Origin of the sequence: Rhodanobacter terrae (assembly GCF_042657005.1) — a bacterium.
In the GTDB taxonomy this organism is placed as follows: domain Bacteria; phylum Pseudomonadota; class Gammaproteobacteria; order Xanthomonadales; family Rhodanobacteraceae; genus Rhodanobacter; species Rhodanobacter terrae.
In genome coordinates this window covers 58,010-70,119 of sequence record NZ_JBHSNG010000007.1, presented here as the reverse complement: position 1 = coordinate 70,119, position 12,110 = coordinate 58,010, and the positions used below count along the sequence as shown (strand labels likewise).

Below are 12,110 nucleotides of genomic sequence, written 5' to 3'. Positions count from 1 at the left end.
AGCATCCGCAACATCCGTTCCCATGAACACCCGCCATGGAGTCAGCCTCATGTCTGTATCCAGCCAAACCGGCAGCACCATCATTCCCTGCCTGCGCTATCGCGACACGCATGCCGCGATCGACTGGCTGTGCAAGGCGTTCGGGTTCACCAAAAACGCCGTGTACGAAAACGAGCAAGGCCGCGTGGAACACGCCCAGCTGACATTCGGCAACGGCATGGTCATGCTCGGTGAAGTCCGCGACAACGAATTCGGTCGGCACATCGTCCAGCCCGACGAGATCGGCGGCCGCGAAACGCAGTGCGCCTGCGTGATCGTCGCCAACTGCAAGTCGCACTACCAGCAGGCCAAGGCCGCCGGCGCGGTGATCGTCGACGACTACGCCGAAAAGGCATACGGCGGCGCCGGCTACAGCTGCCACGACCCGGAAGGCCACCTGTGGTACTTCGGCAGCTACGACCCGTGGCAGCCTCCAGCGCGTTGACCGGACAGCAAGAGGCCGGCTTTTGCGCCGGCCTCTCGTCGAACGCACGCCCGAAAGCCTTTACGGCTTACAGGCCTTGCCATGCTCCGCATGGTTGCCCTTGGTCTTGGCGTCGGCCTCGCTCATGTACTCGCCATGCTTGGTCTTGCCGTACCACTTGTCGCCGGGGCAATGGTAGACCTTGCTCTTGTCGTTGACCCAGACCATGCCAGGGCCACCACCAGGTGCGCCAGCGGCGGCAGGCGCAGGCATCGCGTGGGACTTCATGGACTTCATGGCGCCGTTCGGGGCCGGAGCGGCGGCGGGGGCCGCAGCGGCCGCCGGTGCGGCGGCTGCGGCCGGCGCGGCGGCGGCTGCGGCCGGCGCGGCGGCGGCATACCACTCTTTCACGCCCTTGTGCCCCTTGCACGCCCCCTTCTTGGTGGCCTGACTGGAGTAGCTACCGTCCTTGCACTGGCCGGTGGAACCGGCGGGCGCGGACGCTTGTTGAGCATAAACGGCCGGGACGGCCAGCAGGCAGGCCAACGCAATGGCCATCAGATTTGACGATTTCATTCAGACTCCCTCCAACGTGAATTCGCGAAGACGCTCCCAGGCACGCGCAACGACCGTGCCTGCGGCGCGACTATGCCGCAAAATCATGACGGCGATATATACCCGCGGCATGGCGTTCATTCGCCAGACGGCTGTTTCGAATGAACTTGCGTATCGCCCTAGTCGACTTTCACTGGCGCAAGCCGCAAATCCTGGAAGTCGAAACTGAAATCGGTCAGCGGCGAGATCGGCTCCATGCGCACCCCGATGACATGGCCGTCCACGTCCAGCGCGAAGGTCACGAACGCGTCGGCATTGAGCGAGCGGTCGTCCCAGCGCACGGTGAAGGTGTCGTTCTGCCACGGTGTCATGGTGCCGACCAGCTGCGCCGTCTTGGAGAAGCGCAGGCGCAGCTTGCCGTTCTCGTGGCTGACGATGACGTCGCCGTACCACGGATCGCGGTAAGTGCCCGCGTATTTCGCCAGCGGCAACGAAGGTTTGCTGTTCTTGTTGCGCGCCGCCGCGTGCTTCGCGTAACTGTCGTCGGATTTCGCTTCGGCTTTCTTCACTGCCTTGTCGTAGACCGCGACCCAGTCTGTCTTTTGTTCCGGGTTGAGGTAGGCATCCAGCGCGCGATAGGTCACCGCGTTGAACGCGGCACCGGATTCGGCATTGGTCAACACCACCACACCCAGGTGCAGCTCCGGCACCAGGGTTACCCGCGAAACCATGCCCGGCCAGCCGCCGGTATGCCAGACCAGCCGCTGGTTGCGGTAGTCGGACAGGAACCAGCTCTCGCCGTAGCCGTAGAAGTGCGGCATCAACGGAGCCAGTTCGGGAATCGGCGGTTCGCCGATCTTGATCGGCGTCAGCATGCTCCACATCTGGCTCTGGCTGCCCTCGGAGAACAGCCGCGCCGGCTTGCCGTTCGCGCCCTTCGTCGGCAAGACCCCGCCGGCCAGTTGCACATTCATCCACTTGGCCAGGTCATGCACGCTGGCGTAGATGCCGCCGGCGCCCGGATCGTTGACCCAGGCCATCGGCGGCACCGGCTCGAGATCCTTGAAGTCGGACTTGGCATGGCCCATCGCCACGTCCATGCCGGGCCTGAGGTAGGTCATGTCGATCAGCGACTCGTCCATGCCGACCGGCTTGAAGATGTGGTTGCGCACGTAGTCGGCATAGCTCTGACCGGACGCCTGCTCGATGACCAGCGTGGCCACCGCGAACAAGATGTTGTCGTAGGCGTAGCCGCTGCGGAAGCCGTTCTTGATCGGTACGTTGCGCAGCCGCTGGACGACCTCTTTCGTGGTGTACGAAGTCGGCGGCCAGTACAGCAGGTCGCCGGCGCCCAGCGAGAGGCCGCTGCGATGCGCCAGCAGGTCGCGGATGCGCATCTCGTGCGTCACGTACGGATCGGACATGCGGAACCACGGCAGGTGGTCGATCACCCTATCGTCCATCTTCAGCTTGCCCTGCTCGGCCAGCTGCTGCAGCGCCGCGGCGGTGAATGCCTTGGTGTTGGAGGCGATCGCGAACAACGTATGCGCATCGACCGGATCCGGCTTGCCGATTTCGCGCAGGCCGAAACCCTGCTCCATCACCACCTTGCCGTCCTTGACGATCGCCACCGCGATGCCCGGCACGTCGAAGGTCTTGCGTGCGCTGTCGACGTAGGCGCCGAAATCCTGCAACTGCGCCGGCAGCATCGGTTGCGCGGTGTCGTGGGTCGACGCCGGCGGCGACGCGGCTGGCGTCTGCGCCAAGGCGGCGGAGGCGACCACGAACAAGGCGCAACAACCCGCCAGGCGGGGGAAGACGAATCGCTGGGACATCGCAGGCTCCACTGTGGCAATTTCTCGACTATCGCGGCAAACCCAGCGCAAGACCAGCGCTGGAAGTCACAGGCGCCAGGGCCAGCCGGGTCGGCAACGGCGCCCGGCGCGGCTAACATGCAGGGAACGACGCTCACGACGCACTATCCATGACCTCAGCACCTTCCGACCTGTTTGCCAGCACCGCAGGCGCCGACCGTGGTCCGGCCATCCGGGTCGGCATCGGCGGCTGGACCTACGCGCCGTGGCGCAACAATTTCTATCCAGCCGGGCTGGTGCAGCGGCGCGAGCTGGAATTCGCCAGCCGCCAGCTGAGCGCGATCGAGATCAACGGCACTTATTACGGCGCACAGAAAGCGGCCACCTACGCGAAGTGGGCGGCGGAAACGCCGGAAGGTTTCGTGTTCTCGCTGAAAGCACCGCGTTACATCACCGAAGGCAAGCGGCTGGCCGAGGTCGGCAAGGGCGTCCAGGGTTTCGTGCAGGGCGGCCTTGCCGAAATGGGCGACCGGCTGGGGCCTATCTTGTGGCAGCTGCCGCCGTCGCGGCCCTTCGATGCCGACGATCTCGCCGCCTTTCTCGAAGCGCTGCCGCGCGATTTGAACGGCCAGCCGCTGCGCCACGTGCTGGAAGTGCGCCACCCCAGCTTCCTGAGCCCACGCTACGTGGAGCTGGCGCGCAGGCACCGCGTGCCCACCGTGTTCACCGACTCGCTCGACTATCCGTCACTGGCCGACCTCACCGGCGAGTTCACCTATGCGCGGTTGATGCGCAGCGCCGACGGGATTCCCACCGGCTATGCGCCGGATGAGCTGGACCGCTGGGCCGCGCACGTGCGCAGCTGGGCATCGGGCGACGACGTCGACGACCTGCCGCATGCCGCTGCGCTGCAGCCGCCGACGCCACCACGCGACGTGTTCGTATTCTTCATCAGCGCCGCCAAGCACCGCAATCCGGCGGCAGCGATGGCGCTGCAATCGCGAGTGGATGGCAACCGCTGATCACCAGTCGCAGTTGTCATCCAACGGTTTATCAGCCGGCGCCGCAGCACTAAGCTCACTCCCGCCGAACTCAGCGAGTCCACATGCGCCGACTCAATCCCTTGATCCTGCTCGCGGCGCTGGTCTTCGCCGGGGTGTTATGGCAACAGCACACCGCCACGCCGACCAACACGGCCGGCCCCACCACGACGACACCCACCAGCCAGGGCGGAACGACCGCGTTGCCGGGATTCCTGCCGGCGGAGGCATGCGCCACCCTGGAGGCGATCGTCCGCGGCGGCCCGTTCGAACACAGCCAGGACGGCGTGGTGTTCGGCAACTACGAAGGCCTGCTGCCGCGGCAGCCGCGCGGCTACTACCACGAGTACACCGTGGAAACGCCCGGTGCGCGAACCCGCGGCGCCCGACGCATCATCACCGGCGGTACGCCCCCGGTGGTCTGGTATTACACCGACGATCACTACCGCAGCTTCCGCCGCTTCGAGATGAACCGATGAGCGCGCACGGCTTCGACCTGGACCTGACCAAGCCCACGCAGAGCGGCGTGTATTTCGTCGGCGTCGCCGATCTCGACCGTCTCGCCGGAGCCGCCGCCCGCGACGACCTCTGCGTATGCCGCATCGATCTGGCCGGCTGCCGCGACAAGGGCGAGCTGCTGCGGCGCCTCGCGGTGGCGTTGCAGCTGCCGCCTGCGTTCGGGCACAACTGGGACGCGCTGGCCGACTGCCTGCGCGATCTCGGCTGGATGCCCGCCTGGGGCTACGTGCTGCTGTTCGAACACGTCGGCGAGTTGCGCCAGGCCGCCGAAGCGGACTTCAATATCCTGCTCGGCATCCTCGACGACGCAGCCACCTTCGGCAACGACAACGACAGGCCGTGGTTCGCATTTCTCGCGCTGCCCGACAGCGCGTTCGACGACGGCCACGTGCCCGCCTGAAAAGCGTGTCACGCTTGGCTTCACTTTCTTTCACGGATTCCCATGCAGACCATCGATTTTGAACTGGAAGGCACTTACGTCGAACTCAACATGCTGTTGAAGCTGGTCGGCCTGTGCGACAGCGGCGGCGCGGGCAAGGCCATCGTCGCCACCGGCGCGGTAAAGGTCGACGGCGTCACCGAGCTGCGCAAGACCTGCAAGATCCACGCAGGCCAGACAGTCACCATCGACGACGTGGAAATCCACGTGCTGGCGGATCCGGAAGCTTAGGGACGCTCTGATTAACCTCTATTTTCGTCATTCCCGCGAAAGCGGGAACCCAGTGTCTTTCATGTAGCACGTGGATACACAAAGGCATTGGATCCCGGAAATCGCTTCGCGATTCCGGGATGACGAGCGAAATCAGAGCGTCCCCAGGCATCCCTAGGCCGGAAATTTGTCCGGCAGATTGTCCAGCCGCTGATCGAGCTGCGGGTGTGCCGGCAGCTCGATCAGGAATTCCCGCTCGAGCACGCGGCGTACCTCGGCGCCGTCACGCAGCACATGCCGCTCGGGTTCGTGCCCCATGCGCCGCACGGTGAACTCGCGATTGCGCAAACTCAGTCGGCTGTCCAACAGCGTGCGCGCCACATTCAGATGATTCACGAATTTCGAGTCCGGATGCGTCGACACATAGTGGTTGGCCACGACGTAATCGATCGGCGGTACCGGGCGCAGGTCGAAGCGATACAGCGACAGCCATTGTCCGCGCACCAGCGATTGCATGCGCCAGTCGCCCTCCACCTGTACCAGCCGGAACGGTTCCAGCTGGGTCGTCTGTTCGATATCTGCCTGCAGCCACAGCACGCCGACCAGGGTCTGGCCGCCGAAGCCGACGTCGACCAGCCAGCTTTCGCCTGCCATCTCGACGCGCAGCAGCATGTGGGTCTGCGCCGTGATCGCATCCTCCGGCTGTGTCCACAGCACGCGTGCGATCAGGCCCGACACCTCGAAACCGATCTCCCGCAATACGGCTTGCAGCAGCAGGTTCTGCTCGAAACAGTAGCCGCCGCGCCCTTCGTGCACCAGCTTGCGCTCGAGCGCAGCCGGCTCGAGGCTCACCGGCAGGCCTAGCAGCGGATTGAGATTCTCGAACGGAATCACCGCCACATGCGCGGTGACGATGGCCTGCAACGTCGACATGTCGGGCACGAGCGCGCCTTCCCAGCCGATGCGCCGGAAATAAGCCTGCAGGTCGATGCTGTCGTGCATGGGCATGCCTCGTCGAAATCAGGCCGCAGATATTAACCGGCCGGAAACCCGGCTGCAGGTAACCGTTGCCGGCCTGGCAGCGAAATAACGGATGGGAATGCCCGAATCGGCTGCGCTTGCATCCGTCAAGGCCGCTACCACGTAGTTGCACAAGCCCTACATCGCTTCACGCGCCCCCATCGCCAGCGAGGCCCGCCATGATCCGTCGCACCGTATTCCAAGCCCTTCCCCTTGCCGCCGCGCTGATGCTGGCCGGGTTGACCGCATGCAAGCCGGCCGCTGCCGCGAGCGATGTCGTGAAGTTGCCGGCGCCAACCGTGGATACGGTGAAAACCGCACAAGGCGACGAGACGGCGGTCCTCGCCGGCGGCTGCTTCTGGGGTATCGAGGCGGTGTTCGAACACGTCAAGGGCGTGCACAAGGTGGTGGCCGGCTACTCCGGCGGAAACGCGGACACGGCGAGCTACGAGCAGGTCAGCGATGGCGGCACCGGTCATGCCGAATCCGTGCGTATCCAGTTCGACCCGAAGCAGGTCAGCTATGGCAGCTTGCTGCAAGTGTTCTTCTCGGTCGCGCTCGACCCGACCGAACTCAACCGGCAAGGTCCGGACAGCGGCACGCAGTACCGCTCGGTGATCTTCTACGGCAACGACGATCAGAAGAAGATCGCCACCAGCTATATCGCGCAGCTGACAGCCGCGAAATCCTTCCCGGCGCCGATCGTGACCCAGGTGGTGCCGCTGAAGGCGTTCTATCCGGCCGAGGCGTACCACCAGCATTACTTCAGCGAGCATCCGGACAACCCGTACATCGTCTACAACGACGCGCCGAAGGTGGCGCACCTCAAGCAGTTGTTTCCGGCGCTGTATCAGCCGGATCGGCAAGTCGTCGAGGTGCAGTTGCATTGAGTCGGACCACTGCCTGACTTGCGTGCAGCGGCGCGGCCCCCATCTCGGGACTTCCGCGCCGGTCGCGCGCCAGCCCTGACGATCTCCCTACGTGCCGCCGCATAGCTCTTCACCCCACGGCTCACCGCCACCGGCCGAATCGACCGAACTCGCGCGCAGTTTCCTGGGCGTGTTCCGCTACAGCGGACGCGCGCTGGAACTGGTGTGGAGCACCAGTCGCACGCTGACGATCGCGCTGGCGCTGCTGACGCTCACCGCCGGCCTGTTGCCGGCCGGCGTGGCGTATGTCGGCGCGCACATCGTCGATGCAGTGGTAAGTGCCAGCCGGACGTGGACAGCCAGCGGCCATCCGTCGCTGCGGCCGGTATTCGAATGGGTAGCCCTGGAAGGTCTGTTGGTGGCGGCGTTGGCCGGTGCGCAGCGTGGGCTGTCGCTGTGCCAGTCGCTGCTGCGCGCGCTGCTGGGGCAGCGTGTCAACGTGATGATCCTGGAGAAGGCGCTGACGCTGGAACTGGCGCACTTCGAGGATTCCGAGTTCTACGACAAGCTCACCCGCGCCCGCCGCGAGGCGTCGAGCCGGCCGTTGTCGCTGGTCACCCGCACGTTCGGGCTGGGCCAGAACGCGATCTCGCTGATCAGCTACGGCACCTTGCTGTTCCATTTTTCGCCATGGGCGGTGGTCGTGCTGTTGCTGGCCGGGTTGCCGTCGTTCCTTTCCGAGACCAAGTTCTCCGGCGATGCGTTCCGGCTGTTCCGCTGGCGTTCGCCGGAAACGCGCATGCAGCTGTATCTGGAAACCGTACTGGCTCGCGAGGACCACGCCAAGGAGGTCAAGCTGTACGAGCTCGGCCCGTTGTTGCTGGATCGCTACCGCGACATCTTCGACAAGCTCTACAGCGACGACCGCGACCTCACCGTCCGCCGCGAAAGCTGGGGCTTCGGGCTGGGCCTGCTCGGCACGATCACGCTGTACGGCGCCTATGCATGGATCGCCGCGAGCACCGTGGTCGGCCGCATCACGCTGGGCCAGATGACGATGTACCTGATGCTGTTCCGCCAGGGCCAGTCGGCGGTTTCGGCCATGCTGTCGGCAATCGGCGGCATGTACGAAGACAACCTCTATCTGTCGACCTTGTACGAATACCTGGAAACCCCGGTGCCGCCATCCAGCGGCATCGCGCAGCGCGGCGCGAAGCCGGATGACGGCATCCGTTTCGAGCAGGTCAGCTTCACCTACCCCGGCGCCGGCGAGCCGGCACTGCACGACATCAATCTGCATATCCGCCCCGGCGAATCGCTGGCCATGGTCGGCCAGAACGGTTCGGGCAAGACCACCTTGATCAAGCTGCTGACGCGGCTGTACTCGCCCGACAGCGGCCGCATCCTGCTCGACGGCACCGACTTGCGCGACTGGGACGAAAGCACCTTGCTGCAACGCATCGGCGTGATCTTCCAGGATTTCGCGCGCTACCAGATGCGTGTGGGCGAAAACGTCGGCGCCGGCGACGTCAGCCATTTCGAGGACGAAGCGCGCTGGCGCGAAGCCAGCGACAAGGGCATGGCCAGCGAGTTCATCGACGGCCTGCCGGCCGGCTTCAACACTCAGCTGGGCAAGTGGTTCCGGGAAGGACGCGAACTGTCCGGCGGACAGTGGCAGAAGATCGCGCTGGCGCGCGCCTTCATGCGCTCGCGCGCAGACATCCTGGTACTGGACGAACCCACCGCCGCGATGGACGCCCAGGCCGAGGCGGACATCTTCGCGCACTTCCGCGAACTGGCCGGCAACCGCATCGCGATCCTCATCTCGCACCGCTTCTCCACCGTGCGCATGGCCGACCAGATCATCGTGATCCAGGACGGCCGCATCATCGAACACGGCAGCCACAGCCAGCTGATGGCGCTGGACGGCCACTATGCGCACCTGTTCTCGTTGCAGGCGCAGGGGTATCGCTAGATCTGGCTGATCGGCTTGACCCTGCCTGCCCGCGCGCCCCATGCTTCGCTGTCTTGAACCATCCGAAACACACGCATGAGCAGTCGCTACAACGCCGCCGATATCGAAGTCCTCTCCGGCCTGGATCCGGTCAAACGCCGCCCCGGCATGTATACCGATACCACCCGCCCGAACCATCTGGTGCAGGAAGTGGTGGACAACTCGGTGGACGAGGCGCTGGCCGGCCACGCGAAAACCATCGAAGTGGTGCTGCACGACGACGGCTCGGTGGAAGTGAGCGACGACGGCCGGGGCATGCCGGTGGACATCCATCCGGAAGAAGGCGTCTCCGGCGTCGAGCTGATCATGACCCGGCTGCACGCGGGCGGAAAATTCAGCGGCAAGAACTACAACTTTTCCGGCGGCCTGCATGGCGTGGGCGTCTCGGTGGTCAATGCGCTGTCCGACCGGGTCGAGGTGACGATACGCCGCGATGGGTCCGAGTATCGAATGGTGTTCGCGCACGGCGACAAGATCAGTCCGCTGGAAGTGATCGGCAGCGTGCCGAAGAAGCGCAGCGGCACCACCTTGCGCTTCTGGCCGGAAGCCAAGTATTTCGATTCGCCGAAGATCTCGCTGCCGAAGCTCAAGCACCTGCTGCGCGCCAAGGCGGTGCTGTGCGCCGGCCTCAACGTGAAGCTCACCGATGAAGCCAGCGGTGAAACGATCGAGTGGCATTACGAGGACGGCCTGCGCGACTACCTGCGCGGCGAACTCGACGGCACCGAAGCGTTGCCTAACGACTTGTTCGTGCACCACATGGCGCGCGACGTGGAAGGCCTGGAGGTGGCGCTGGCCTGGTTGCCGGAAGGCGAGCTGGTGCAGGAAAGCTACGTCAACCTGATTCCCACCGCGCAGGGCGGCACCCACGTCAACGGCCTGCGCACCGGCCTGACCACCGCGATCCGCGAGTTCTGCGAGATCCGCAACCTGCTGCCGCGTGGCGTCAAGCTGGCGCCGGAAGACGTGTGGGAACGGCTGGCCTTCGTGCTGTCGGCCAAGCTGCAGGATCCGCAGTTCGCCGGCCAGACCAAGGAGCGGTTGTCCTCGCGGCAGACCGCCGGCATGGTCGAGAACGTCATCCACGACGCCTTCAGCCTGTGGCTCAACCAGAACGTGGACATGGGCGAGCGCATCGCCCAGCTGGCGATCGAACGGGCCAGCGCGCGCCTGAAGGCGGCCAAGCAGATCGTCCGCAAGAAGATCACCCAGGGCCCGCAGCTGCCCGGCAAACTGGCCGACTGCACCGCCACCGACCTCACCCGCACCGAGCTGTTCCTGGTCGAGGGCGACTCCGCCGGCGGCAGCGCCAAGCAGGCGCGCGACAAGGAGTTCCAGGCGATCCTGCCGCTGCGCGGCAAGATCCTCAACACCTGGGAAGTCGAATCGACGTCGGTGCTGGCTTCGGAAGAAGTGCACAACCTCGCCGTCGCGATCGGTTGCGATCCCGGCAAGGACGATCTGTCCAGCCTGCGCTACGGCAAGGTCATCATCCTGGCCGACGCCGACTCCGACGGCCTGCACATCGCCACCTTGCTGGCGGCACTGTTCCTGCGGCATTTCCCGAAGCTGGTGAGCGAAGGCCATGTGTTCGTGGCGATGCCGCCGCTGTTCCGCGTCGACGTGGGCAAGCAGGTGTTCTACTGCCTCGACGAAAGCGAGAAGCAGGCGATGCTGCAGCGGATCGAGCGCGAGAAGATGAAAGGCGCCGTCAGCACCACCCGCTTCAAGGGCCTGGGCGAAATGAACCCGCCGCAGCTGCGCGAATCGACCATCCACCCGGATACGCGCCGGCTGGTGCAACTGACCATCGGCGACGACGACGGCACCGCCAAGCTGATGGACATGCTGCTGGCGAAGAAACGCGCCGGCGACCGCAAGGCTTGGCTGGAAGAGAAAGGCGACCTGGCCACGCTGGAAGTCTGATCCCGCGCCGGCGGCTGTTTTTGTGGGGAACGCGGCGTTATGGTGTCCACTGTTTTTTCGAGGGCAACTCGCATGGCCTTGCTACCGCCGCTCGACCTCCAGCGCTGGATCGACGAACACCGCCATCTGCTGAAGCCGCCAGTCGGCAACAAGTGCATCGTCGACGGCGACTTCATCATCATGATCGTCGGCGGCCCCAATGCACGCACCGACTACCACTACGACGAAGGCCCGGAGTTCTTCTACCAGCTCGAAGGCGAGATGGTGCTGAAGGTGCAGGACGAAGGGCAGGCGCGCGACATCCCGATCCGGGCCGGCGAGATCTTCTACCTGCCGCCGCGGGTGCCGCATTCGCCGCAACGCATGCCCGCCTCGATCGGACTGGTCATCGAACGCCGCCGCGCAGCCGGCGAAAAGGATGGCCTGCTGTGGTTCTGCGAGCGGTGCAACCACAAATTGTTCGAACAGTATTTCGTGCTCGACAGCATCGAGCGCGATTTCCCGCCGGTGTTCGATCGCTTCTACGGTTCGCGCGAAGCGCGCACCTGCAGTGCCTGCGGCCACCTCAACCCGGCGCCGGCGAAATACGGGTAGGAGCGAACCCTGTGCACGATGCTCTTGGTGGCGTACGGGGAAAGCCATCGCGCACAGGGTGCGCTCCTACGGGTGCAACAGCCACTTGCGCGCCATTCGCCGCAGCGAGGCGTCGAGGCTGGTGTCGGCGGCCACCTCGACCACCGGCCGCCATGCCAGCGCCCGCGATTCCCCGTTGATCGCGAAGCGATCGTCCGTGCCGGCGCGCAACACATAGCGCACGTCGTAATGCCAGTGTTCCGCTTCGTCTGCGCGCGCCATGATGCGATGCCGATCAACATCGAAGATGCCGTTTCCGACGCGCAGATCTATCACGCCGGTTTCCTCCTGCGCTTCGCGCAGCGCCACTCGCGCCAGATCGGAATCGCCGTCGGCATGGCCACCGGGCTGCAGCCAGCGGTCCAGCTTGCGGTGATGCATCAGCAGCACCTTTTCACCATCTGCGCTGACCAGCCACGCCGAGCCGGTGAAATGGCCTTGCACATGGCTGCGCTCGAATACCGAAGGGTGGGATTGCAGGAAATCGCCGAACCGGGCGACCGCCTCCGCATCCTCGGGGAAGCGCGAGGAATATTCCTCCAGATCGGCGAGCATTCGCGAAAAATCAGGCTGCATGACTTATGACATAGTGTGCCGGAACGACGCCC

At 65.0% G+C, this 12,110-nt stretch carries 13 protein-coding genes; 9 read left to right on the top strand and 4 right to left on the bottom strand.

All coding sequences use genetic code 11. The annotated features are described in order from the left end of the window. The first annotated feature begins 49 nt into the window (after positions 1 to 49). The gene (locus ACFPPB_RS08870; RefSeq protein WP_377326409.1) at positions 50 to 484 is read left to right on the top strand and encodes a VOC family protein; all 435 of its coding nucleotides are present in this window, start codon (positions 50 to 52) and stop codon (positions 482 to 484) included. 60 nt (positions 485 to 544) lie between these two features. Here ACFPPB_RS08870 and ACFPPB_RS08865 read toward each other — a convergent pair whose 3' ends face one another. Further along, positions 545 to 1,039 (bottom strand): DUF3761 domain-containing protein, encoded by a 495-nt coding sequence (locus tag ACFPPB_RS08865; protein WP_377326408.1) that lies wholly within the window; start codon positions 1,037 to 1,039, stop codon positions 545 to 547. A 158-nt stretch (positions 1,040 to 1,197) separates the two neighbouring features. Next, a complete protein-coding gene (locus ACFPPB_RS08860) occupies positions 1,198 to 2,853 on the bottom strand; it encodes a serine hydrolase (protein WP_377326407.1) in 1,656 nt (551 codons plus the stop codon). Between the two features lie 149 nt (positions 2,854 to 3,002). Between ACFPPB_RS08860 and ACFPPB_RS08855 the strand changes: the two genes are divergently transcribed. From ACFPPB_RS08855 to ACFPPB_RS08840, 4 genes are all read left to right on the top strand, one after another. Then, entirely contained in the window at positions 3,003 to 3,854 is an 852-nt protein-coding gene (locus ACFPPB_RS08855) for a DUF72 domain-containing protein (protein WP_377326406.1), read from the top strand. Between the two features lie 83 nt (positions 3,855 to 3,937). After that, positions 3,938 to 4,351, top strand: a complete 414-nt coding sequence (locus ACFPPB_RS08850) for a guanyl-specific ribonuclease (RefSeq protein WP_377326405.1) — start codon at positions 3,938 to 3,940, stop codon at positions 4,349 to 4,351. Further along, entirely contained in the window at positions 4,348 to 4,791 is a 444-nt protein-coding gene (locus ACFPPB_RS08845; RefSeq protein ID WP_377326404.1) for a barstar family protein, read from the top strand. Before ACFPPB_RS08850 ends, ACFPPB_RS08845 begins: the two co-directional genes overlap by 4 nt. 42 nt (positions 4,792 to 4,833) lie before the next feature. Continuing rightward, entirely contained in the window at positions 4,834 to 5,061 is a 228-nt protein-coding gene (locus ACFPPB_RS08840) for an RNA-binding S4 domain-containing protein (protein WP_377326403.1), read from the top strand. Between the two features lie 153 nt (positions 5,062 to 5,214). Here the strand turns inward: ACFPPB_RS08840 and ACFPPB_RS08835 are convergent, their stop codons facing one another. Further along, the gene (locus tag ACFPPB_RS08835) at positions 5,215 to 6,042 is read right to left on the bottom strand and encodes an arylamine N-acetyltransferase family protein (protein WP_377326402.1); all 828 of its coding nucleotides are present in this window, start codon (positions 6,040 to 6,042) and stop codon (positions 5,215 to 5,217) included. A 197-nt stretch (positions 6,043 to 6,239) separates the two neighbouring features. On the opposite strand from ACFPPB_RS08835, the gene msrA reads away from it, so the two are divergent. From msrA to ACFPPB_RS08815, 4 genes are all read left to right on the top strand, one after another. After that, positions 6,240 to 6,950 (top strand): peptide-methionine (S)-S-oxide reductase MsrA, encoded by a 711-nt coding sequence (gene msrA, locus ACFPPB_RS08830; RefSeq protein WP_377326401.1) that lies wholly within the window; start codon positions 6,240 to 6,242, stop codon positions 6,948 to 6,950. Positions 6,951 to 7,041: 91 nt separating this feature from the next. Next, a complete protein-coding gene (locus tag ACFPPB_RS08825) occupies positions 7,042 to 8,904 on the top strand; it encodes an ABC transporter ATP-binding protein (protein ID WP_377326400.1) in 1,863 nt (620 codons plus the stop codon). 75 nt (positions 8,905 to 8,979) lie between these two features. Next, entirely contained in the window at positions 8,980 to 10,869 is a 1,890-nt protein-coding gene (gene parE / locus ACFPPB_RS08820) for a DNA topoisomerase IV subunit B (RefSeq protein WP_377326399.1), read from the top strand. 72 nt (positions 10,870 to 10,941) lie between these two features. Continuing rightward, positions 10,942 to 11,463 carry a 3-hydroxyanthranilate 3,4-dioxygenase gene (locus ACFPPB_RS08815; protein WP_377326398.1) on the top strand — a complete coding sequence of 174 codons (522 nt, stop codon included), beginning with the start codon at positions 10,942 to 10,944 and terminating at the stop codon, positions 11,461 to 11,463. 66 nt (positions 11,464 to 11,529) lie between these two features. Here ACFPPB_RS08815 and ACFPPB_RS08810 read toward each other — a convergent pair whose 3' ends face one another. After that, on the bottom strand, positions 11,530 to 12,057 hold the full coding sequence (locus ACFPPB_RS08810; protein ID WP_377326397.1) for an NUDIX hydrolase: 528 nt from the start codon (positions 12,055 to 12,057) through the stop codon (positions 11,530 to 11,532). Positions 12,058 to 12,110: the final 53 nt, after the last annotated feature.

Bases quoted from the DNA above. Each gene is read 5' to 3' on its own strand.
- ACFPPB_RS08810 (WP_377326397.1), bottom strand. From the start codon at position 12,057: ATGCTCGCCGATCTGGAGGAATATTCCTCGCGCTTCCCCGAGGATGCG.
- ACFPPB_RS08870 (WP_377326409.1), top strand. From the start codon at position 50: ATGTCTGTATCCAGCCAAACCGGCAGCACCATCATTCCCTGCCTGCGC.
- ACFPPB_RS08850 (WP_377326405.1), top strand. From the start codon at position 3,938: ATGCGCCGACTCAATCCCTTGATCCTGCTCGCGGCGCTGGTCTTCGCC.
- parE (WP_377326399.1), top strand. From the start codon at position 8,980: ATGAGCAGTCGCTACAACGCCGCCGATATCGAAGTCCTCTCCGGCCTG.
- ACFPPB_RS08840 (WP_377326403.1), top strand. From the start codon at position 4,834: ATGCAGACCATCGATTTTGAACTGGAAGGCACTTACGTCGAACTCAAC.
- ACFPPB_RS08815 (WP_377326398.1), top strand. From the start codon at position 10,942: ATGGCCTTGCTACCGCCGCTCGACCTCCAGCGCTGGATCGACGAACAC.
- ACFPPB_RS08865 (WP_377326408.1), bottom strand. From the start codon at position 1,039: ATGAAATCGTCAAATCTGATGGCCATTGCGTTGGCCTGCCTGCTGGCC.
- ACFPPB_RS08835 (WP_377326402.1), bottom strand. From the start codon at position 6,042: ATGCACGACAGCATCGACCTGCAGGCTTATTTCCGGCGCATCGGCTGG.
- ACFPPB_RS08860 (WP_377326407.1), bottom strand. From the start codon at position 2,853: ATGTCCCAGCGATTCGTCTTCCCCCGCCTGGCGGGTTGTTGCGCCTTG.
- ACFPPB_RS08855 (WP_377326406.1), top strand. From the start codon at position 3,003: ATGACCTCAGCACCTTCCGACCTGTTTGCCAGCACCGCAGGCGCCGAC.
- ACFPPB_RS08845 (WP_377326404.1), top strand. From the start codon at position 4,348: ATGAGCGCGCACGGCTTCGACCTGGACCTGACCAAGCCCACGCAGAGC.
- msrA (WP_377326401.1), top strand. From the start codon at position 6,240: ATGATCCGTCGCACCGTATTCCAAGCCCTTCCCCTTGCCGCCGCGCTG.